Raw genomic sequence first — 22,767 nt, 5'->3', positions numbered from 1 at the left:
AACCTATTGATATGAGGACTTACCTGATTGACAAAGTTGGGTTGAAAGTAGCGTCATCCTAAAGCCTCAAAGCGCAACTGAAATCATTCACTGTGCTGAGTATTCCAAAACTAAATGACATTGTAATGACGCAACAGAATAATCAAAGTAATTGCATTTACCAAAAATTCTTTTCAATAGGATCTGAACCAATCAGAAAATCAAAATTCCCTTCACCTCTACTTCTCTTCAATGTTTCCATGATTTTTTTCGGGTTATCGTGGGGGCCATTCACATAAAATGGTTTCCCGTCACGACCACATTCAATACGTATTCTCCCATCCCATTCTCCGATGTGCAAACGCGATTTTTCAAAATCTTTGTGTGGTTGAAACCCTAAGCTTAGAGCATATTCGCAAGCACTAAATATCATCCCTTGGGCTATTTCAAGGGAAACAAGGTGCGGTTTTCCGGGAAATGGCTCGAATAGTGATTCTGTAAATTCTTTAAATTTTATCGTGTCTACTGTACGTGGTGGTATGGTATCTTTAACCCCCAAGCACCATATATCTAAAAGGTAACTACAGACCGTGATTTGATTGTATCGAGCAACTCTTGCAATCACTACCAATCCTAAACCGCGATCTATATCGTCATTGTTTTTTACCGGTAGGATTTTTGTCAGCAGATTTTTGATGCTGTTTTCTGGTGGGATTTTTGGTAACAATGTTCAAGATGGATTTTGGGAATTGAGCTTCGCTTGACTAATTGCATCCAATAAAAACAAACCTACATCTTTATGCAATGGCTCATTATGCTGTGGACAAGCCGTTGAATGTAGGCATCTTGGACAACCAGCTTCACAATCACATTCAGCTGCTAAAGCATAAGATGCAGCAGCAAATTTTGTGAAGTCGGAGAAAATAGCTTCTGCTGCCCCATTTCCACCTTCACAGGTGTCAAAAAAGTAACCAATGTTTCTGCTTTCTTTTTGTATGGCCAATTCATCTACATCCAAACTAGAGGATAAAACTACCAAAGGCACAGCTTTAACTATCTGGTGCTGGATACTATGCAGTGCCGTGACTTCAGCACTGCTACTCCACAAGGATTGATAAAGTTCTGGAATCTCACCTCCATTGTTGGTCATAATTTCTTGTTTGTATTTATTGACAGTTATTTGCAGAGCTTTTTGCAACGGCTCATTTAACTCTACTAGTACGCAAGGCGCTTGGTATTTTGTGACGTATGCCTCTGAAAATGCGATTTCTTTTTGAAGTTTTGTCACTTCTGCTGCACTCAGCGCCTGCTTACACAATGAACAACTTTTTCCTTCAAGTGGTTTTTTATAATTAGTACAACGTTGGTTTTTACAAGTCATTCCATAGGTACGCTTCATCAATCTATAACCAATTACAGAATTCGTAATTTCTCCCCAGACAAGAGTTAGACGTAACCGTGCATCTTTGATATTAGTAGGGATAATTTTAGATTCCGCCAAGGTAGAAAGTGGTTGAATATCTAATTCTGACTCCGCTTCAGTAAATAAATCTGTATCTTTGCCTAGAAATGTTAATATTGCTTCTCCTTTGTCGGAATTTAGGCTTTCGCTACGATATGCTATTAATTGCCCACTTTCATCTTGCACCATATATATGGCTTCGGGAAATACTTCTCGATGGGCTAACGGGAGCGACATACTTTCTAAAATTTCGCCCGTATGTTTATTAATTAGAGAAATTGACCTTTGAGTGCTGCTTCTGATATTAATTTCTTTATGAGGATAACCTCTTCCCCAGAGTTTTCCGTTACCACTTAAGAAAATTTTGTTTTGTTGTAAAAGAGAATCTGCAACTGCACCGGCTGTTTTTCCAAAACGAGTATTGAGTTCTCCTAAAGTTAAACTACTTTCAATGCAACCACATTCTAAATGTTTACCTAGAATGGTTGGATAGTCAGGGTTAAATGCGGCAGATTCAACTTCTCCTGATAGTAACTTTTGGTTATGTCGAGCGTAGTATACATCAATCGGGTTTTGTCCTAATGGCAGATAAATCACTAGCCCGTGCTGTTTGCGTCCGGCTCGACCAACCCGTTGCCAAAATGACATCAGGCTACCTGGAAACCCCCGAATTAGACAGCAATCTAGTTCGGGTAAGTCAATTCCTGCTTCTAAGGAAGAAGTTGAAATAATTACCTTAATTTGTCCACCTTGGAGTTTTTGAATAATCTCGCTACGGCGATCGCCCGTTAAGGAACTATAGAAAACTGCTACCTTGCTGGTTAAATAACCCAATCCAATGCGTTGTGTTTCTCTTTGGATTAACCCAAGTAAACCTTTGACAGCTGCACGAGAGTTACAAAAGACAATCCCACTCAAGTTATGCTGTAACCAGGAAATCACTATTTTAGTAGCTTCAACATTAGCTGCATTGTTTGGAGCCAGAGATAATAAGGTACGTCCTTTATAGGGAGAGCCACTATCCTCAATCAGGTGTAATCTTTGGGGTTGATGGGTTCTGCCGCTAAACCGCAATGCCATATCTTGAGGATTTCCGATCGTGGCACTAGAACAAATAAATTGCAGTCTTTGGGAATTACCACCAACCGCATCAACTGCTAACCTTAGCCGCCGCATGAGATTAGCAAAGTGTGCGCCGAAAGCCCCAGTATAGGTATGGCTTTCATCAATTACACAGTAGCGCAACTGTCTTAAAAACTGTCGCCATCCAACTCCTTCATCCCGACGGCGCACATTATAAAGATAGTAATGCAACAAGTCAGGGCTGACTGCCAAGATGTTTGGAGGGTTGGGAATAAAAAAGCGCTGCCGTTCATTAGCTGGTGTATCTCCCGTCATCAGTGCGAGTTTGAGGCGAGTGTTGGGCATTGCTTTGACAAGCGACTGTAATTTTCGCATTTGATCTAGAGCTAATGCTTTAAGCGGGAAAATATATAATGCTGTTGTTTGCGGTTGCTTAATACACGATTCCAGGATAGCCAGGTTGTAGCACAGCGTCTTTCCGCTTGCTGTAGGCGTAGTGATACTCAAGTCAAACCCAGTACGTAACTTTGTTAGAGCTTCTAACTGGTGAGAATAAATCTGAGTGATACCGTTATTCTGTAGCGCTAAACGTAAAGCAGGTGGTAAATCGCCCGGTAGAGGGTGAATTATACCTTGGTTAGCATTTTTAATATCTATCGCCCTAATGCTTGCAATCAGTTCTTGTGCTACAGACTGAAATCCCACTTGGGGGATTTGTTGAATCTGCTCAATAATTGTTGTGGTTGCGGCGTTGTTCTCTTCAAGTAATGTTGCCGAAGATACTAAGTTGGCGTTACTTGGTTTAATTGAACCCAAAGCTAGAGCCTGCTCCCAATCGACAAATTGGGTTGGCTTAACTTCTTCAACGAACTTGACAATCAACCGTCTGCCCAATAATGCCATTACCTCCCCAATTCCATACTCTGGCGAGTAAACATATTTACTTGCACCTAGCCATTCAGGAGGTTCTGGAACAGTTTGGTTGGCGGCACGGATAATTGCGGCGTAATCGGTTGGTTTGTGGTCAGTCACAAATTTATGTTTCTGCTAGCAGTAAATTTTTTGTTACTGAATGTCAGTATAAACCTAATAAATTTACTCTGGCATTTTCGTTGCTTGCGTTGCCTATCCAATTTATTATCGGCATACGCGAATTTGCGGAATTACAACAAACCAATCTTCAGTTATATTTCCATTGACCTCATCTTTTCTTAAATGACGATATATGCTTCTGACTATAACTTCACTTGCCTGAAACTGAAATTGTCCAGGTCTGAATCCTTTGTAAGCTAATTCAGCATTCGCTTTTTTTGACAAAGCTCCAATGATTTGCCCTTGTGTTGTAAATATATCCCAACCGTTATTGTATCTGTTGCTCTGGAATTTGAGTGGAGTACCCTCTTGAAGATGAGTTATGATATGTTGGCTATTTTTAGTAGAATGATGTCCTAAATAAACATCTCCTGGACTCAGGTCTGAATAAAACATTTGCTGTGGCAGAGAGGTTGTCGCAGGGCTTAAAGATTTTGTATTTACACCTGATTCCATCACAAATAAACTTTGTCGTGTGGAACATAGAACTAATTCTTCCTTAGCACGAGTCATTCCTACATAAAATAATCGCCGTTCTGATTCAATTTCATCTGAAGAAATTCCAAAACCGTCTACTAACTGAATGATTTTTCTAAACTCCAGCCCCTTTGCACCATGACAACTTGTAACTAGAACCGCTCGATCATCTAACATTACTTCTGGACTTTCATTGAATTCAAATAAAGTAGTAAGAACATCAGCCACACTAATGGGAAGCGCTAATTCTTCAGAATCAAATCCTCGTTCTTGGTCAATGTCATGGGCAATCTTGAGCAAGACTTTTACTGTAGGTTCTTGCGAACTGCGTTCCCATTGAGCAAAAAGACTGAGAAACCAAGCTTGTACGGATTCTTCTGGTAGAAGAATTTTCTGATTCTGGCACTTTAATTCTTCGATGAGCTTACAGGTTACTAAATTTTTAATAAGTTGAAATCCATCTGTTTTTAAAGAATAAGTTGTAATTCTTACTCTTTCTAAAAGTAATCTAGTGGGAGCTAAGTTATCCCAATGACGAGCAAGGACAGCAATTTCATTGTGACGTATTCCCTGTTTTATCCATGACTGAATGCGCTGCTGTACCCAAAGTGCTTGCGAGTTAATATTATTAAAACTATAAGCTTCAACTGCTAAACCTTGATATCCACTGCGGTAGTTATCAATTTTTACCTGTTCTTCAGGTATAATTTTGCACCGCTTTTTATTATTGTTAATTAACTTGTTGGCAGCTTGAATAATTGACTCTGTAGAACGATAGTTTTCAATCAGTAAGAGGCGTTTTGCTTTGTACTCTTCCTCAAATTGAAGGATATATTTTGGATCGGTATGTCTAAACTCATAAATATTCTGATCGTCATCTCCAATAACACAAAGATTAATTTGCACCGGGCGGGTTTCATCTTCTGACTCACTTAACCCCGCAATTAACTTAATTAAGCGATATTCTTTCTCAGTGACATCTTGGTATTCATCAACAAATATATATTCTAATTTTCCTAATAATTGAATTCGTCGTGCCTGAGTATCTTCATCTGCATCTTCAAATTCTTCGCCTTTTTCAATTAATTCGCAAGCTTCAACCAAAAGCCGATCAAAATTTATTGTTTGAGTTCCTCTGTGTTCACCTACTGTCCGTCCCAAAAGTGATAAGGCTAAACCGTGGAAAGTAAACACCCGAATTCGTGATGCTTGTTCGCCAATCAAATTACGCAACCGCAACCGTAATTCTCTAACTGCATTACGGTTGTAAGCTAAAACAAGAATACGCTTCGGCTCAACTCGCTTAACCTTTACAAGATAAGCAATCCGGTGAACAATAGTTTTTGTTTTACCAGAACCAGGGCCTGCTATTACTGCCATTGTTGGGTGTGAAGCTAAAACAATTTCTTTTTGAGCAGGGTTAAGCGGTTCTAGAATACGGTTGTAATCTTCTGGAAGAATCGGTCTGGTAATCTCTTGTGTCAAAAATTGGTACTTTGAAACGAATTCTTCTTGATTTGTACCAAAGTAATCATTAACGAATTGCTGACGTTGTTCTGCTGACTTTAGTTTTCCATATTGCACCATGTAATGAGTGCGACGAGTTTGTTCATCATAGTGAGCTTCAACTTCAGGGTAAAGGCGTTTTACTCTGGAAACACTTGCATTTTTTATTACACGAATTTTCAGAGACTGTTGAAATAAATTCAGCCCATCACTTAACCGAATGATTTTTCTCTGGTGCAGCCACAAAAGAATAACTTCTAACTCTTGATTATTCCAGTCAAGTTGAATTTTTTGGGTAACTTCTTTAGCAAGTTTACCTAATTCGTACTTCAGAGGTAATCTTGCCCCTGTTGCATCTTTCAATGCTTGATATAAAACTTCCAATACTGTAGTTGTGAGAATTTTATGCTCAGGTAAATGCTCTGCAACTTCCATTTCTCCTAAGCGAACCACATCACTAGAAATTCTACTTAACTTTAGCCATTTTTGAGCAACCCAACCTTCCAAAATATCTATGATGTTGGATGCTCTGATTTTTTTACTATTGTCTGGGTCAAGTCGAGAAGCAAGTCCACGCAGATTTATTTGTATTTCATTTTCATTACCAAACAACTCATTAAGCACTTGGAGTAATTGGTCTTCTAATTGGCGAATGCGTTCATGATTATTACGGGCATCTCCCCTTACACCCTTAGTAATCACAAGTGTAATTGGTATTTCAAAAGAACAGACTTCAGCCTTTTGCAGTTCACGGATTCTAGCAGTCAGGTCATGTAAGCTAATTCCAGCTTCATCACTGAGGCGGTCGAGGGGAAACGGTTGATCATTGCTATTACAATAAGCTTTCGCAATGTGCATTGCCTGAATCAGCTGCTCAAAGTTATCTGCTTCAAACCGGGATAAGCCCTTCATCCGGCTGTATTTCTCAAACTGCTCTATAGACTCAGCAAAGGTATCATGGCTTAATTCAAATTCGATAAAGCTTGAAAAATTTTCGGCTCGTTCTAATAAACCAAATTTTTCTAAGTAATGCAACCCTGCTTTAATCTTAGTATTTTGCTGCTCTGATTCTTCTCCAAACTCCTCATCAAAGTCGCCCAGTTGAAAAATTTCATTGGTTGTCACCCAAAACCAATCATCTCTAGCACTGCCAAAAGTGAGATTGCGGATATGTCTGGTCGAGATCAAGACATTTTTTAAATCTTGTTCGCTCAGTTGGTTTAAACTTTGCAAACGAAAAACTGTATCAGCATCTTTTGGATCAAAGAGTAAAGTACAAACTGCTGGCTCTCCATCACGTCCTGCCCGTCCTGCCTCTTGGATGTAACCTTCTAAATTGGCGCTCATGCAATGGTGAATGACAGCGCGTACATCTTTACGGTTGATGCCCATACCAAAGGCACAAGTTGCAGTAACTACATTTAATTTACCTGATTTGAACTCTTGCAAAACTTGTTGTTTTTGTTCTTTTGCAAGTTTCCCATGATAATATTTAGCTTCAATATGACTTTGTTTAAGAAGTTCTGCTAACTTTTGGGCATTTTTGCGTGTAGTAGTGTAAATCAGTGTACTACCACCTAGTTTAAGAGCTTCTTTTACTTGATTCAACAAAACTTGCTCTTTATTCCCTGCTACTGGAATCACATTAAAAGTTAGATTATCTCTTGTTGTTGCCCCATCAATTGTACGATTAATATTTAGTTCGTGCTGGGCAAATAGCTCTTTAATATCTTCAATAACAGCGACTGTTGCTGTTGCTGTCATTAAAGCTAACAAAGGCATTGCAAGCTGCCGCTCTTGATATAATTCATAAATAAATTTAGGAATGTAACGGTAATCTGGTCGAAAATCGTGGCCCCATTGGCTAACACAGTGAGCCTCATCAATCACCCAAAGAACCGGAGGGCGCTGTTCTAACAATGCCCGAATACTCATTGACCGCAATTGCTCAGGGCTGATATACAGCAAACCTTTGGAACCAGAACGCAGTTCTGATAATCGCTGACGACGTTCTGCTGCTGAGAGATTACCATTAATGAAGGTGGCGAAGAAAAACCCAGCTTGTTCTAAATCTGCCACTTGATCTGCCATTAGTGCTTGTAGCGGTGAAATGACAACAGTCAGCGCTTTGTGCCTTTCGTGGAACATGAAAGCTGGTAATTGATAGCATAAAGATTTACCACCACCAGTAGGCATGAGAACAAGCGGACGCTCATTATTAATAATTGCTTGCACAGCTTCTTCTTGCAAAGGTCGAAAACTGGGAATTTCAAAATATTCCAAGTAAGAGCTGATAGCGAATTCATCTGTACTTAAAGGACGCAAATTTTCAAGTACAGCTTGAAAACTATTTAAATGTCTGAGCCAATCACAAAAAACCTGCTTCGATTCATTGGTATTGCACTCATAGTTCCAAGCCAGTAATCCCGCCACACATAATCTTGTATCAAAATCATAAGTTTGTGGACTAGACCATAGCTGCTGCAAATAGGATTGATTTATTCCCTTTAGCATTCTTTCTGGCAGCATTTCTATGGCGGGTTGTTCAATCTTCAAACCAAGGTTATCACGGAAAAATTGTTGATATGCAAGGTCTGCATCTTCGCAACCACAAGTCAGGAGCCAAATATATACCTGTTGTACTTCATCAGGCTTTTTAAATAGTGCTTCTAATTGTTGACCAAGTAATAATCGAGTTGCCTGTGCGTCTTCTACGGGATTATTACTTGAATATTCACTTTGCTTATAGTCTTTATTTAGCTTATGGGAATGCTGTAGAGGGAAAGCGAGTATTGATAGTTCTAAAGTGTCAATTATATGCCAAGAAGATAATTGCGGTTCTTGCTCAATCAGATAAGGGTAATCAAAGCGGCGGAAGTTATGACCGCATACTGATAAATTACTATTTTTCAGCTTCCTCATTTCTTCGTAAGCTTGATTTAGATTCTCTTGATAGAAATCTTTTGTTAAGTTCAGAGATACCAATCCGATGCGGTATATATTATTTTCAGTATTAATTTCTAAGTCTAAATAAGTATAAAATAAGTCAATATTTGATAAATCTTGCATGAGAATCCCTGATTAGATTGCTTGAGCGCTATCTCATTTCTAAAAAATTACTAACTCAACTTACCCTGACTTTGTTCAAAGATTTTAGCAACAAGCACTTATTTGTCAATAATTAGTACAAAAATACTATTTATCCACCTCATGTATGCGTTGCCAATTCTGTTGTGTAATTTGTAGCGTTCGGCTGATGAATTACAATCAAAGTCTTCAAAACAGGGTCTTGTTTTCAGTTTTCCCTCAGCAGTGGCTTTTCTAACATAAAAACTTCCAAACCGAATCTCCAGATCCCAAGCCGGATCTTCGCGCCAGATTTTCCACCAACATACTTGACCCTTGTTGTTGACGCAGCATATTCAACAAGTTTATCGATTTTTGTAGTTTGGCGTTGCTCAAATCCTTTGCCAAAAATGGTAGTAGGTTTGTGTGATTAAATATAGGGATTTTAGCAGGGTTAGGAATTTGAGGGGTGAAGAGCGATCGATCTTGGTTTTCCTCTGTACAAGACGCTACTCGCGTTCGCTTGAAAAACTTGAAGTTACGAACCATGTTCAGAGGTTTTGGCAATTTGGCATCACAAGTCTGTGAATTGCGGTTTAAATGAGATATCAACAGAACAGACACAAGTCGCCAGTTGTTGACCCAATGCTATAGAATAACTCAGCAGCAAATTCACAGTATTCGGTCATCGCTTCACCACAACTGGCTAGAAATCCACTAGAAAATAAATAGTAAATCTGCTCCCGGCGTACTCGCCTACCGTAGGTAATCACTTGGGATTTCCTTTGGTATCAGTTAACTGGGGGTTTAAGGCGAAGGTGGGCTAACAAGCCTCTGAACACTTTTACTGAAGCTTTGGAGGCATTTAGAACGGCTATGTCTTATCGATTTTTTGATTGGTTGACACTCAATCGTGACCTGTTTGCCTTTTACAAAGCCAGTTTGGGTTCATATTTGGGCTTAATTTTTGTTTAAGTCCCGTTAATAAATCTAGAACTTACGCATTGACAAATTAAAGGAATAATGTAGTAAGAAAAATCAGGAATAAATAGGCGATCGCTAATCACTCTGGGGCTGGAAAAGCGGATAATTTAGGTACAGAGCGTATTTAGGGTTCAGACAATCAGAGCTATCAGTAAGCAATCTACCGCAAAGTGTGACCTCAACACTTACACCCTGTTCCTGCTGGCAGAATCAAAATATCCAGGCTGCACACGTTTAGCAGACATCATGGAAGATTTATCTCATGATTGGTCATGGTTGGGGGGCGATCGCGTCGGTGGTTTTCATGCTCTCGAATGGTGTTATACGCTCAATGTATGACCCAATGTCTGCTGTAGCAAAATAAGGGATTATCTAAGTAGGTAATATATAATAATAATTAAACTAATTTAAATATGCTTGCAATTACAGCAATAGATTTAATCCAATGGAACCATTAAATCAAAACTTAAGATACTTGGAATGGGAGAGATTGAGAGAGGCTGGGCATGACTATAGAACAGCTTATACTTTATCTTCAGATAATCCTTTAGCTACTCATAATAGATTGAATAAGTTAAGGGAAGATATTTTAAGCTATATTAATAGCGATAAAAAAGATAAATCTTCTCCCATACATCAAAAACTTAAAAGGCTTCAAGAGAGTAATAGTAAATATTTTCAAGAAAATAGTGAATCAATGAATGATATTTCAGAAGAATACCGAAACCCTTATTATATATATGGTATGGATTTAACAGACTTATTATCAGATTAACATTATAAAATTTATAATTAATTAATCGAATTTGATATTACTTACCCAACCACTGATTTAAAGATTGCCGACGTTGTTGATTTCTTTCGCCTGCGGTCATATCAAAAGGACTTTGTTTTTTAAATATCAGTGGGTTATAAATTCCTGTTTCCCAGTTTCCATACATAGGATTAGGTATTGCAATGTAAGCAGGTTTAACTATCCCTTTTGTAATATTAAACATACCGTAAAAGCTACGGTTCTTGTCTACATGATCCCGACGTTGTTGGTTATTCTTGCCTATAGTTTCATCAAAGTCATTTAGATTATCCCCAATCAAGGCGATTACTGTATATCTTTTTCCATCAGCATTGCCATTTTTAACAGCTTCTACTCGCCATTGTTTAGAAGTATTCTCTTTGCCGTCAATCTTTTTGGTAAACTCCCCCTTTAACAATACTGTCTGTCCGTTGACTCCTGTAAACCCCACAGATTTTAAATTGTTAATAGTAGCTATTTCTAAATCATTGCTTTTAGCATCTTTAGCGCTCTGTTCATCTCGATTAGAAATAAAGAATACCTTACCCCCATTTTTATTTACATAATTAACAAATTCAACTGCTCCCGGTACAGCTTTAGCTTTCTCCTCCTTAATCCATTGATTCCAAGTAGTAATTTCAAAACTATTATTAGTATCTAATAACCCTGCTTGATAGGGGCTATTGTCAAGAACTGTTTCATCAATATCAATAATGATGGCGGGAATGATGGCGGGACGGGTAATATTTTTTGATTTAGCAGTATCAAAAGTGAGTTTGGCTATATTGAACGCTTGATAAGTTAATGCTCTATATTCTCCAGATTGTTGCACCCAATTAACTGCTAACATTCCTTGTTGATTTAGTTGTTTACTAGTAATTTCTACTGTATCTTGCTGTAATTGTGAAAGTAGTAGGACGGGTACTAATGCAGTAACGGTAAATGGTAATTTAGACATTGGTGGTTACAGTATTTTTAAGTTAGCTTTTTTTTGCTGCTCTTTTTTGCGATCGCCAATCCCAAGGTGCAGTAAATTGTGAATCTGCCCAAATATTTAAACGTTGTTGTTTAGCTTCAGCTTCAGCCTGTTCTACAATACCAGCACTAGCACAGTTTTTTAGGTATTGACGATAAACCATCGCTAACCCTTCTTTCACTAATATCTGTTGTATGAAAGTACCATCCTCTAAGCGTACCTCAGCAACTTTGCGGCCATAGCGATCAGTATCTACGATATTTAATTTGATCTGATCGCCAATTTTGATAATAGATTCTAGCCGCTCTTTTGCTTTGTTTCCCCATAAAAACTGATTTTTATCAGCAGGGTTATCACTATTTTTTTCTGCGTCAGACTTGGGTGTTTCTGCCGTATCTATACAAGCAAATCGCACTCTGATTTCTTGATTAGATACATCAGTGACTGTTATTGTATCGCCATCATCGACTTGCTTGACTTGATAGTTTGGCTGTATAGAAGATTTTGGTATATCTTCTAATATATTTAATTGATTAGGCTCTGTAATTTTTAATTCAAACACTTGTCCTTGTGCTTTTTGGGGTGCAACATTTATGATTTTTACTTCTTTACCTTGTAAAGCAATTGGATTAGAAGCGCCAGGAATTTGATTTAGGATTTTACGAGGTACAACTATTTGGTAAACTGTATTATCTTTTCCTGACAAATTGAAAGTTTCAATTTCATTGTTTTGGCGACTCCATCCATTAATTCTTCCTAATATTTCTGAGGTATTATTAGAATTATTTGATTTTTGATTTGGTAAACTATCACTACAGTAAAAATTAACTGGATTTTGCTGAAAGTTTGCACATCTCAATATTTCTTCAGTTCTTTGAGAAATCTTTATTAATTGTGAATAGTCAGATTCATCGCCACCACCATAATTAGCTTGTTTTCTAATATTATCTGGTGCGTTAAGTAAAATTTTTGTAATTATCTGACGGTCAGATTCAGAAAGCTTAGGTGATAAATAAACATTAGAGCCGGGAATTTCCTTACTTAAATGAATGATTCTCAAATCTTTATCATTTGTAACTGCTTCATAAGCAGCAGCACCTACATCAGCTTTTCCAGTTTTAACTAAGTCTTTAATATCTTTTCCTCGATGCCCCATGTCTACCCTGAGACTTTTACCAAATAAGTCATAAGCAGGTACATAGAAACTAGATGCTGAATTGAAATCTCCAAGAGCAATAGTATTTGTAGATTTTAAATCATTGAGAGATTGAATACTACTAGTAGATTTTGTGAATAAAGTAGCTTGGTAATATGGAGGATTATTTGGAAACATTCGCGCTGCAAAATGATAATCGTTATTTTTAGCAGCTACAGAAAGTATTGGTGATAAAGTAAAGGCAATATCCCATTCTTTATTTATTATCCTTTTTCGGGCTTCTTCATAAGGAATTGATTCATCACCATCAATAACTATTTGTACTTTATTACCCAATTTCTCACGTAGGTAAGTTGTTAACTCTTCATAGTAACTGGGCTTACTCAAAATTCCTATAGTTAAAGAACTTGTTTGTAAGCTTTGTTGTTTATTTGTAATAACAGGAGAAGGTGAGGAGACTGCGGATTTAGGAGGACTAGATGGACAACCTGATAAACCAAAAATTCCAATAAATGCTAGAAGCTTTATGAAAATATAGCTATTTTTAGAATTAGACACAATAGATATCACCTGTATTTTTATGATTAAGCTGCTTGTTGATTAGATATGCCTGTAAGTTTCTGCAAGATTTTTTGATATCTTGTTGCATTTTGTAAATAAGCTTGATTGTCTAATTGTTCAATAACAGTAATCAAATTATTTAGTGTAGCTACTCTATAATAACCACCTATATTCGATTCAATGTTATTATTAATATCCGAGTTTGCTGGAAATACAACAATACCATACACAGGAAATTTACCCCAGTTTGATGAATTTACATATTTATATAAAGAATCTACATAAGTTTTCACTTGCTGATAAGGGTTTTCTCCCCAGCAAGCATAAATATAGAGTTTTCTAGTTCCTGTATCGCAAGTCCATCCAGTATTACGCGGATTACCAACAGATTCAATTGTTCCTTTATAAGATTTAGCTTCTACAACGATACAGCACTTATTTGTAACAATTATAAAATCAGTAAATTTACTTCCTTGTCTTCCGCTACCTACATCAAATTGTGTTAATACTCTTTCTGAAGAAAAATGCTTTTCTAAGGACTTTTTAATAGATAATTCAAAAATATTGAGAGGATGTTTACCTTTTATTTCAACAGTAATAATCTCAAGTTCTTTAGACAAAGCTTCTAATTCAGCTTGTTTCTGTTTTTCACGTTGTTCTAATTGTTGTTCTCTCTCTTGAGATTCTAATAGAGAATTTTGCAAAATATCTAGTTGAGTATTAAGTTGCTCTTGCATTAAGTTTTGATTAGCTAACTGTTGTTCTAAGGCAGTAATAATTCTCTGGGAACTTGTTTCATTATTTCGCAGTTGTTGTAATTCAGAATTAACTAAAGAACGAGAGTTTTCAATTTCCTGTATTTGCTGCTGAAGTTGGGATAATTCATTTTCTTTTAGTTCATTAGTTCTTGCTTGTTTATCTTCAACAATATATAAATCCTGAGTTAATTTTTTAATTTGATCTTCATATTCCTGTTGCTTATTTAGATTCTGTTGTGCTTCTAATATAGCTTTTTCAGATTCAATTTGTGCCTTTCTAGCACGTTGTTGAGATTCTAACAGAGAACTTTGTAAAAGTTCTAGCTGATGGTTAAGCTGTTCCTGTTCTAAACTTTGATTAATTAACTGTTGTTCTAAAGTAGTAGCAATTTCTTGGGAATTTTTTTCATTATTTCGCAGTTTTTGCAATTCAGATTCAGCATCATATATTTGTTGCTTCAGTTGAACTAATTCAATTGCTTTTGGTGGATTATTTTCTAGTCGCTTCTCCTGAGCAATCTGCAAATCTCTGTTTAATTTTTCAATATGTGCTTGATACTGTTGTTGTTTATTGAGATTTTGTTGTGCCTCTAATCTAGTTTTGTCAGATTCAGCTTGTGCCTGTTTAGCGCGTTGTTGAGACTCTAATAATGAACTTTGCAAAATCTTCAATTTATTATTAAGTTGCTGTTGTTCAAGTCTTTGATTAGTTAATTCTTGTTCCAGTCTAGTAGCAATTTCTTGAGATTTTTTTTCATTGCTTTGTAGTTGTTGTAACTCTGATTTAGCTAATAAACGAGAATTTTCAATATTCTTCATTTGTTCTTGAAGTTTAGCTAATTCATTTTCTTTAAGTTTATATAATTGATTAGCTTCTAATTGTTTCTTTTGAGCAAGTTGTAAATGATGATTTAGTTTTTCAATACGTTGTTGATACTGTTTTTGTTTGTTTAGATTCTCTTGTGCTTCTAATTTAGTTTTTTCTAGTTCAGTTTGCAGAGTTAATAAATTTTCTGTGTTTTTCGGGAGATTATTCAGAGATTCCTTGAGTTGACAAATTTCCTGTTTAAGCCTAGTATTTAAAATACGCATTCTGCTAACATCCCTAATTAATTCATTCTTTTCTTCCTCTCTTTGATTTTTTAATAATGTTAGCTCATTTATTCTCTCGGCTAATTGAACTTCTAAAACTTTGTTGATATTTTCTAATTCATCTTCTCTTTTTTCTGCTTTCTTTTTATCAACTCGCTTTTTATAAAGTATAAACTCCAAACCACTCCAGATAAGCAAAGTCGCCCCGAAACAAGCCATTAGACTTGTTGCGTAAGTTTGAATCCTACTACTTCCAGAAAAAGGATTAGTTACCAATGTTGCAATATCCTCTTGAAACGTTGGTCTTACACCCCTAACATAGTAAACCCTACCGATAACACGGCCTTGATTAGTGACACTTGTAGCACTGCGTTCAGTAGCATGAGAATCACTATAAGTCCACTGTGTAAATACAGGTGGAGGATCAAGCAACACATCGTAGGGATGCTTTGTTAACTCTTGTGGATTTAGAGCCGCTTTCCAAGATGAGGATTTTCCAGAATCTTTACCTGAATATGAAATTATTTTTTGTCCACTAGAGTCTGTAACTATTAATCCAAATAAACTATAATTACTATCTAAAGTACGTTGTACTTCTTCTGGTTTATTTTTAATAATTGCATAAGAAAGTTTCGTTGGTAGAGTATGAGATAAAATGTTAAAGTCAACAGTCTGAACGCGAAATATTGTTTGATTCCAATAGTTGTTATAACGGTCAAAAGTGACTGCTCCACCAACCCCAAAACTAATTATTCCTGTTGTTGCTAGTCTAGCTAAAACTTTTAGTATTGCTCCTCTATTAGATGTTTTAGTTGCTAAGGTATCTCTGCTGTTGACCATTTGATGCTCCTAAAATTTATATTTTGCGATCGCTATACTATTAGTTGATATCAGGACAAAAAATACTCTGAATAATACTGAATACGTGACACTAATTACAGTGTGCGATCGCTTCTACTGACATATTTCCTCGCTTGATTGGGAGCAATCGCGATTTCTTTCAGTGGAGCTTCAATTTATATTCCCTATCCTGGAGTTCGTATATAGAGACTTGATAAACTAAGCTTGAATTTGGGTTTGAGGCTGTCTTGTTTGTGTATTACTGGGTGCATTTAGTTTGCGGGATAATGCCAACACATTCATCGCAAACTGCTGATAAAGTTCTGGGGACTTATTGTGATTTGAACGATAATTTAGCCAAACGGTCACGAAATACTTCACTCTGTACTAGGACAACATATAGTTCAAAGCTATAAATGGAGTTCAAAAAACTCAAAACTTAATTACAGCAAGGAACATGGTCAAATAGTTCATTTGTACCGTACCGTAATGAGAGAGAAATAAAAATTCAGATTTCAGGCGATCGCTTTATCACTCAATTTTTGGCTAAACATATTTTTGAACCATATTGTAGGCATTTTGAATTATATTTTGACCGAAAGTTTAAAATTTTCGACTAAATTAGTGTGTCTTGCTCGGCATTTTTTACCAAGTCTAAAAATAAAACTTTTGGTCGTATTATGGTTCACATTTAAAACACGCGGACATAATTTGATTCATAAAGCTAAGTTATTGATTGGCTCAAAAGCTTGAAATTACGTTAACTTTTGGTCACGTTATGGTTCAAAATTTGGTCACGCAGGGGGTAAAATCACACTTATTCATGAAAACAACTATTGCATTCCGATGACTGTAAATTGCTAAATATCGACGTTTATTAGTTATTGCATAAACAATTAGAGCTACTCCTGCAACAAGTAAAATTAAACCTAGTGCAGAAGAGTTTCTGAATGCACCCAAAGCTGAAAAAGCTAGGAATCCTCCAAAACCCAATAACGCATAAATAGGGGCTTCTAATGTTTCTACTGAATCAATATTTTGAATGCGTATCCAAGTCTCTCTCTTTTCTAAACCAGTTTTTGTTGTTCCAACAAGAGTATCACCTGTAAATTTGACAAGAATCGTTCCTTTTGCTGGAACTAACACGTTTCCCCAAACTTGGGCGGGAGCGCCTGTAATTTCCGTGACTTGCTGATTAGTTCTCATGTTTGTATTACCGTTCATTAGATGCCTCACCTGATGTTTAGAATTACAATCAACAGTTTGATATAAAAACTAGAACAAGTGGGCTAGTAGAGCTATACTTACCGCTTACACAGAAACTGAGTAAATAACTAATTTGGCAAATATTTAGTTAACAAATCCTCACCCTGAGCGCCCATCTCATCAAGCTTTTGTTCAATAAGCTTCTTCGCCATCGGCGACGGTTTAGAGCGTCCATTCTCCCAACGATTAATCGTGGTATATGTCACGCCGAGAGTGGCTGCAAACTGTTCTTGCGTTAACCCAGCCAAAAGTCGCAAATCACGAATGATATGCCCTACCTGTGGCTGTTTGATAGCCAAGGGTTTTTTAATAGTCATTGAGCAAACTTGACCCACTAACTTAAGTAAGTAATGCTATATTATTTGTCATATTTTAGTCATGCAAAATCGCAATTAACCTCAGTGTATATCCGTAATAATGAAAATCATGTAAAATTATTTACTCTGAGTAGGAATATTTTTTAAGTGGTTTTGAACCTAAATTCTTGGAGGTAAATGACTCATTCATAGGGTAATAGATGCGATCGCACCCTTAAACTCGTTAATGTACAGCTCTGTTTATTGAAATATATGAGTATTGTGTAGGGTGATTTATTTTTTTCATGCAAATTTAACCCTAAATTACCTGAATGCAACCTATACTTTAGCTGTATTTTCTAACAAAGAATTTTATGCTGAAGTTACATTCTTTCGCTAAGTTTTCTTTATTGACAGTATTATCAACAATTTTGGTTTGGCAGTACCCAGCTTTTGCTTGGAATAAGTCTGGACACATGGTTTCAGGAGCGATCGCTTACAGGGAACTCTCGCAGAATCATCAAGAAGTAATTGAGAAAATGGTTGCCATTTTGAAGGAACACCCTGAATACTCTAAATTTGAGCAGCAGTGGAATTCCCTCAAACAATCTAATATTTCTGCTGAAAATAAAAATTTGTACTTATTTATGTGGGCGGCAAAATGGCCAGATGAAGCTCGTGGCAATCAAATATTTGATCACCCAACTTGGCACTACATAAATTTACCTTATCAACCAAGCAATGCCTCAAACTCAATTCCTCGTGAAATTCCAGGTGAAGAAAATATTATATTTGCTTTTCAAAAAAATCTTGATATTGTTCAAAGTAATGCTACCAACAGCGAAAAAGCAGTTGCAATATGCTGGTTATTCCATCTAGTAGGAGATGTGCATCAGCCATTGCATACTACCAAATTAATTATTAACCAGTATAAAGAACCAGAAGGTGATAGAGGTGGTACACGTTTTTACATTAGAGTTAACCCAAATAGTCAAACAATTAGTTTGCATAAATTCTGGGATGACCTCATACTAGGCTCAGAAAACTTTCAAACTGTTCGCAACACCGCAACCAAGATAAGAGCCTCCTATCAACGCAGTAAATTGCCAGAATTAAGAGAAACTCAATTTAATAATTGGGCAAAGTTGGAGAGTTTTAATATCGCTAAACAAAAAGCATATATTAATGGCAAGCTTTCTGGCAGTAGTGATAAAAATGATGGAAAGCCGTTACCGCCAAATTATGCTGCTACCGCCAAACCAATAGCAGAACGCCGCATGAGCTTGGCAGGCTACCGTCTAGCTGATGTACTTAATAAGCTGTTTGGACAGCGATAAAAGATATACCATCTGTTCGATTCTCCACTTACATGATGTGGGTGGTTTTTAATTTGACTATAGCGATCGCCTACAACCGAAGTAGGTCATCGGTTTTTTCCTCTAAGAAAATGAAGAGGTATGCCTGTGGTGGTAAACTACGCTATTCTCTATAAATTTACTGTATACCCGATTGCGGCAGAGGTTACAAGCAGCGTTACAATGATTGCGCTCCCGGAGGCTTTCGGGTTAGCGTGAATGTATCGCAGCGTATTTAAAGCCCGTCGCTGATCTGTATTAGCAAAGCCTGTACTGTGATAACGCTTCTCCCAAAATGCCCTGTCCGGTTTAGCATCCGGTTAAAGCACATAGCAGTATACCAGTTGAGCCAGTGCATTATTTTGGGTAGTTCTTCTGGTTGGGATGGTTCTAATAGGTAGTGTACGTGATTGCTCATGATGCACAGGGCATACAGCTTAAATCCGTACTTTGACTGCGCCTTCTTAATAGCGTAGAGAAAGACTTCACGACATTCCAGGCGAGTCAGGCGAAACTCCCTATTGTTGCACCGGACAGTGATGTGGTAGCAAAATCCAGCTTTCAGGTCAAAAGAGGCAGGGGAACGGGGAGCAGGGCGCAAGGGGGAGGTAGTAACGGAGCTTGTACTCCGACCCTCTCGTGAACGCACTCTTATGTGTGGGGCTTGATACCCATGTTCCGCTCCGCGAACGGGACTCTTCTATTGCTCCCCCTGCTCCCTGCAAGAACAGCCCCTCCGCTTCTTCGGTGATTCTTGAGCTTCCACTTTGTCCAGTGCTGGAAATATTCAATCAGCTTGGCAGCACAGAAGTTACCTGTAATATCAAGGTATTCTCGGCGTAATATCACCAGAACGGAGATTTTCTACAATCTAATTTTTCATTATCTGAGGGCGATGTCTGGTTGAGCATAAGGCAAATAGCCCACATCGAATCGGCGATCGCTATCATCCCTATCCTTTCAATTCATGCTTCCTGCCATCCTTCCAAGGCAGCTAATAATACATTAACTACAGGATGAGCGAGTAACTCCTTGAGTGCTTCTGTACCGCCAGATTTTAATGCCCCAATTACCCTCGCTTTTAGGTTAGGGTTACTTTCAATTTGTTTGAGTGCTTCTGTCACCACTATCTGTTTTTCTAGTGGGGTATTCGTGGAGTAAGTCTGTCCCAATTGGTTAAGAAGTTGTTGAATATCGGCTGCTGCATCTGCAAGATTTTGTTTCTGCTCTGAGGTATAATTATTTTGATTAAAGTTGACATCACTGCCCGGTTGTGCTGTATCTACAAATTGGTTGTTTGCATTCCTTTGATCATATTTAGAATGATAATATTCTGACATTGAACTATTCTCCATTTTATTATCAATTTGAACATTAATAGGTCTATTTGCTAATAATTGAACAATCTCTATCATCTCCATATTTTGTTGGCGATAGCTGACTATTTCATTATCTTTAGCTTGTAATTGTGATTTATATTTTTCTTCTATAGCTGCAAGTGCCAGTTGATAGTTTTGATTAAAATTATTATGAATATTTTCTTTATTGGCATCAACAGGAACAGCAACTTTAACAACGACTACCCCATCACCTTTATTTTCAATACTCTGTATAGCTAACTCTATATTCTCATTTTCTATTTGAAGTTTTCTGAAAGCATTTACAAAAGCTTTCCAGTCTATGCCATCTCTAAAAATTAAATCAACAGTATTTATTACCTCTTCAAATAGTTTGGTAAATTCTTCTTGTTGAAAATCGCCACTACTGGGACGACGTTCACGGTCGTCAGTTCCTGGCTTGGGATATTCTAGAAGATATACAAAGCGACAATCTACATTATCTAATTTGGTTGTACTTTCAATATTCCAAGCTTCTATACAAGCACCAGTCATGTGAGCATTGGTGAAATCAGTATCAATTGCTTGGGCAAGAGTCAGATTTGCCCACTCTAAATTTGCTCCTTGAAAAGTAGCTTCACTAATATCAGTGTCTTTAAGATTAGCCTCTTTCAAGTCTGCACCTATCAGATTTGAGCCTTTCAGGTTAGCACCAAGATAATATTTTCCTCTACCGTTACCAGTAACAAGCAAGTTGAGTACAGCACGATTAGTTAGTATAGTGTTGTCTACTTTAGCAATGTCGAGTTTGTGTGCTTCATAAAAACGAGTACGAGTTAGATTGGCGTTTTTCAAATCTGTATTTTTGAGTATTGCTTGACTAAAATCAGCATCAGTTAAATTAGCATGACGAAAACTGGTGCCTCCTGTAGCAGCGAAAGCAATTGCGAATGAGCGAACCCAAGTATCTTTTTCATCTCCAGCTAGACTACGCCAGCCAATATAAGAATTAAAAAGTACAAAAAATAAAGCGACAACTCCGGCAATAATGGCGGCGTTGAAGGCGGCAAAGGTCGCAGTGAAAGCTAGAGTTCCTGCTATGGCTCCTGCTACAGCTAAGACTACAGCTAGGACTACAGCTACAGCTAGGGCTAAAGTTCTAGCTCCGGTTATTACTGTAGTTGCGACTGTAACTAAGACTACGGTTAAGGCTAAGACTACAGTAAGGGCTTCAGCAAGGGCTAGGATTCCGGCTCCAGTTATGACTAAGACTTCTCCTCCTCCGATTGCGACTCCTCCTCCGACTAGAGCTAAGGCTACAGTCGCAGCTAAAGCAGAAGCTCCTAGTCTGATTTCTGCGCCATCTGCGGCTAAGGCTGCGGCTTCAGTTAAAACTACGCCTAAAGCGAAAGCTAAAGCTATGCCTACACCGAAAGCTATGGCTCCTAAACCAGATGTTAACCCCTTACGAATCGTGATAATACAAAAAACTGCTAGTGCAAGTAGGGAAAGTATCCCAGCAATGAAGTTTTCAGAGTGTTTAGTATCAAGAAAATATGCTACTAATATACCAGTGAAGATAAGAAAAAAACCTGATAGTAATGATATTAGAAATATGACTAGGAGCAAACCAATTACCCAGTGCTTCTCTAGTCCGGCTCTAGCACCTTTAAAGTCAGCACCCTTCAAATTAGCTCCGGTAAAGTCTGTACCTCGAATATCTGCATAGCTAAAGTTTGCATCTTCAAGGTTTTGACCTTTGAAAGAACGCCCTCTGAGATTTTGATGAGAAAAGTCCAGGCTCATGCAAGATTTCCTTTATAAATCTGGAGGTTTAACTTAATTGACTGCGATCGCATCCTTCACTTTTCCTCGCTTGTATTAGGCAATCGCTTTCCCAATGATTAGGCAAATCATCATCTATCGTAGTTTGAATGACAATACCGCCAAACCGAGCTTCATCAGCCCAGCATTTTACCCCAGCAATGTAGCAAATGTGACTTTGGTATTTCTCTTTACTTTCTGTGAAAATTGCCTCAAATCCTCCACTAATTGAGGTATTAAAGAAACTCAACTTTCGTCCTTGAGTATCACTTGCCTTGCTATAGCAATTATTGCAAACCGTCCGTGGATATCTTGTGAAATGTCGAACTGGTGTCGAACAGATAGGGCAAGGATGAAATTCAGTATTACTCATAATTTTGAGCTTATAAGTAGTCATACTTGAGAATTGACATCACCTAATTTGTAAGCCTCTTGTAATTCATCAGGAAAAGGGGGGTAAAGAGCAAACCAGTCAAAGTTAAACACATCCTCACGTTCAGTGTGAAGATTATTTGTAGTGGTCAGACCATTTCCTGGGAGTCCAGTTGTTTGATTAACCACGATAACTGTCAAGGGCGGAAGTTGATTTTGTTGGCAGTAATACATGATGTGTCCCAGAATGGGAGCTAATGTTCCTGCACCTTGGAAACCAAGAAGGTTAGCCAGCATTCCATAGGTTAAAGTTTGTCGGTTAGCTGCTTTGCTAATGAGAATTTGCCAGATTTGTAAGGCGCGTTTTGGATGAGTTGGGTTGTCGTTAAAGGTCTTGTGTATAGATTTATTAGAAAATTTTAGGGCTATCATGTTTGTATTACCGTTCATTAGATGCCTCACCTGATATTTAAAATTGCTATCAACAGTTGG

The 22,767-nt window shown here is 37.5% G+C and carries 15 protein-coding genes and 2 pseudogenes; 3 read left to right on the top strand and 14 right to left on the bottom strand.

Translation table 11 applies throughout. From position 1 onward, the window contains the following. Positions 1-157: 157 nt before the first annotated feature. From FD723_RS33270 to FD723_RS33255, 4 genes are all read right to left on the bottom strand, one after another. Positions 158-706, bottom strand: a complete 549-nt coding sequence (locus FD723_RS33270; RefSeq protein WP_256875303.1) for a DNA-binding response regulator — start codon at positions 704-706, stop codon at positions 158-160. Between the two features lie 3 nt (positions 707-709). Continuing rightward, positions 710-3,556 carry a DEAD/DEAH box helicase gene (locus FD723_RS33265; RefSeq protein WP_179069530.1) on the bottom strand — a complete coding sequence of 949 codons (2,847 nt, stop codon included), beginning with the start codon at positions 3,554-3,556 and terminating at the stop codon, positions 710-712. A gap of 105 nt (positions 3,557-3,661) precedes the next feature. Beyond that, positions 3,662-8,668 carry a RecQ family ATP-dependent DNA helicase gene (locus FD723_RS33260; protein WP_179069529.1) on the bottom strand — a complete coding sequence of 1,669 codons (5,007 nt, stop codon included), beginning with the start codon at positions 8,666-8,668 and terminating at the stop codon, positions 3,662-3,664. Between the two features lie 252 nt (positions 8,669-8,920). Beyond that, positions 8,921-9,289, bottom strand: a complete 369-nt coding sequence (locus FD723_RS33255; RefSeq protein ID WP_179069528.1) for a hypothetical protein — start codon at positions 9,287-9,289, stop codon at positions 8,921-8,923. A gap of 159 nt (positions 9,290-9,448) precedes the next feature. On the opposite strand from FD723_RS33255, the pseudogene FD723_RS33250 reads away from it, so the two are divergent. Together FD723_RS33250 and FD723_RS33245 are read left to right on the top strand one after the other, a co-directional pair. Beyond that, positions 9,449-9,640, top strand: a pseudogene (locus FD723_RS33250) (hypothetical protein); the annotation flags it as partial. 454 nt (positions 9,641-10,094) lie between these two features. Beyond that, positions 10,095-10,424: a hypothetical protein gene (locus FD723_RS33245; protein ID WP_179069527.1), complete on the top strand. Its 330-nt coding sequence runs from the start codon at positions 10,095-10,097 to the stop codon at positions 10,422-10,424. A 37-nt stretch (positions 10,425-10,461) separates the two neighbouring features. Here FD723_RS33245 and FD723_RS33240 read toward each other — a convergent pair whose 3' ends face one another. From FD723_RS33240 to FD723_RS33215, 6 genes are all read right to left on the bottom strand, one after another. Beyond that, a complete protein-coding gene (locus tag FD723_RS33240) occupies positions 10,462-11,400 on the bottom strand; it encodes a 5'-nucleotidase, lipoprotein e(P4) family (RefSeq protein ID WP_179069526.1) in 939 nt (312 codons plus the stop codon). 22 nt (positions 11,401-11,422) lie between these two features. Next, positions 11,423-13,132 carry a PhnD/SsuA/transferrin family substrate-binding protein gene (locus FD723_RS33235; RefSeq protein ID WP_179069525.1) on the bottom strand — a complete coding sequence of 570 codons (1,710 nt, stop codon included), beginning with the start codon at positions 13,130-13,132 and terminating at the stop codon, positions 11,423-11,425. Between the two features lie 26 nt (positions 13,133-13,158). Then, positions 13,159-15,825, bottom strand: coding sequence for an NERD domain-containing protein (locus tag FD723_RS33230; protein WP_179069524.1), 2,667 nt, complete (start codon positions 15,823-15,825; stop codon positions 13,159-13,161). Between the two features lie 219 nt (positions 15,826-16,044). Then, positions 16,045-16,194, bottom strand: a complete 150-nt coding sequence (locus FD723_RS33225) for a hypothetical protein (protein WP_179069523.1) — start codon at positions 16,192-16,194, stop codon at positions 16,045-16,047. 414 nt (positions 16,195-16,608) lie between these two features. Beyond that, complete coding sequence (locus tag FD723_RS33220; RefSeq protein WP_218651869.1) at positions 16,609-16,971, bottom strand: hypothetical protein; 363 nt, start codon at positions 16,969-16,971, stop codon at positions 16,609-16,611. A 188-nt stretch (positions 16,972-17,159) separates the two neighbouring features. Next, a complete protein-coding gene (locus tag FD723_RS33215) occupies positions 17,160-17,408 on the bottom strand; it encodes a DNA-binding transcriptional regulator (protein WP_179069521.1) in 249 nt (82 codons plus the stop codon). A gap of 353 nt (positions 17,409-17,761) precedes the next feature. Here FD723_RS33215 and FD723_RS33210 point away from each other — a divergent pair, with 353 nt between their 5' ends. Then, positions 17,762-18,724 (top strand): S1/P1 nuclease, encoded by a 963-nt coding sequence (locus tag FD723_RS33210; RefSeq protein ID WP_179069520.1) that lies wholly within the window; start codon positions 17,762-17,764, stop codon positions 18,722-18,724. Between the two features lie 212 nt (positions 18,725-18,936). Here the strand turns inward: FD723_RS33210 and FD723_RS33205 are convergent. The 4 genes and pseudogenes from FD723_RS33205 to FD723_RS33190 all read right to left on the bottom strand — a co-directional run. Then, positions 18,937-19,343: pseudogene (locus tag FD723_RS33205) on the bottom strand (transposase); the annotation flags it as partial. A gap of 364 nt (positions 19,344-19,707) precedes the next feature. Further along, positions 19,708-21,885 (bottom strand): pentapeptide repeat-containing protein, encoded by a 2,178-nt coding sequence (locus tag FD723_RS33200; RefSeq protein ID WP_179069519.1) that lies wholly within the window; start codon positions 21,883-21,885, stop codon positions 19,708-19,710. Positions 21,886-21,913: 28 nt separating this feature from the next. After that, positions 21,914-22,276 carry a hypothetical protein gene (locus tag FD723_RS33195; RefSeq protein WP_179069518.1) on the bottom strand — a complete coding sequence of 121 codons (363 nt, stop codon included), beginning with the start codon at positions 22,274-22,276 and terminating at the stop codon, positions 21,914-21,916. 20 nt (positions 22,277-22,296) lie between these two features. Further along, the gene (locus FD723_RS33190; protein WP_256875302.1) at positions 22,297-22,725 is read right to left on the bottom strand and encodes a hypothetical protein; all 429 of its coding nucleotides are present in this window, start codon (positions 22,723-22,725) and stop codon (positions 22,297-22,299) included. Positions 22,726-22,767 lie beyond the last annotated feature (42 nt).

The organism is Nostoc sp. C052 (assembly GCF_013393905.1).
Taxonomy (GTDB): domain Bacteria; phylum Cyanobacteriota; class Cyanobacteriia; order Cyanobacteriales; family Nostocaceae; genus Nostoc.
This window is presented reverse-complemented; position numbering and strand designations above follow the sequence as displayed.

What these genes read in the sequence shown, in the direction of transcription:
- FD723_RS33195 (WP_179069518.1), bottom strand. Translation starts at nt 22,276, where the DNA reads ATGAGTAATACTGAATTTCATCCTTGCCCTATCTGTTCGACACCAGTT.
- FD723_RS33215 (WP_179069521.1), bottom strand. Translation starts at nt 17,408, where the DNA reads ATGACTATTAAAAAACCCTTGGCTATCAAACAGCCACAGGTAGGGCAT.
- FD723_RS33210 (WP_179069520.1), top strand. Translation starts at nt 17,762, where the DNA reads ATGCTGAAGTTACATTCTTTCGCTAAGTTTTCTTTATTGACAGTATTA.
- FD723_RS33260 (WP_179069529.1), bottom strand. Translation starts at nt 8,668, where the DNA reads ATGCAAGATTTATCAAATATTGACTTATTTTATACTTATTTAGACTTA.
- FD723_RS33200 (WP_179069519.1), bottom strand. Translation starts at nt 21,885, where the DNA reads ATGAGCCTGGACTTTTCTCATCAAAATCTCAGAGGGCGTTCTTTCAAA.
- FD723_RS33240 (WP_179069526.1), bottom strand. Translation starts at nt 11,400, where the DNA reads ATGTCTAAATTACCATTTACCGTTACTGCATTAGTACCCGTCCTACTA.
- FD723_RS33190 (WP_256875302.1), bottom strand. Translation starts at nt 22,725, where the DNA reads ATGAACGGTAATACAAACATGATAGCCCTAAAATTTTCTAATAAATCT.
- FD723_RS33245 (WP_179069527.1), top strand. Translation starts at nt 10,095, where the DNA reads ATGGAACCATTAAATCAAAACTTAAGATACTTGGAATGGGAGAGATTG.
- FD723_RS33230 (WP_179069524.1), bottom strand. Translation starts at nt 15,825, where the DNA reads ATGGTCAACAGCAGAGATACCTTAGCAACTAAAACATCTAATAGAGGA.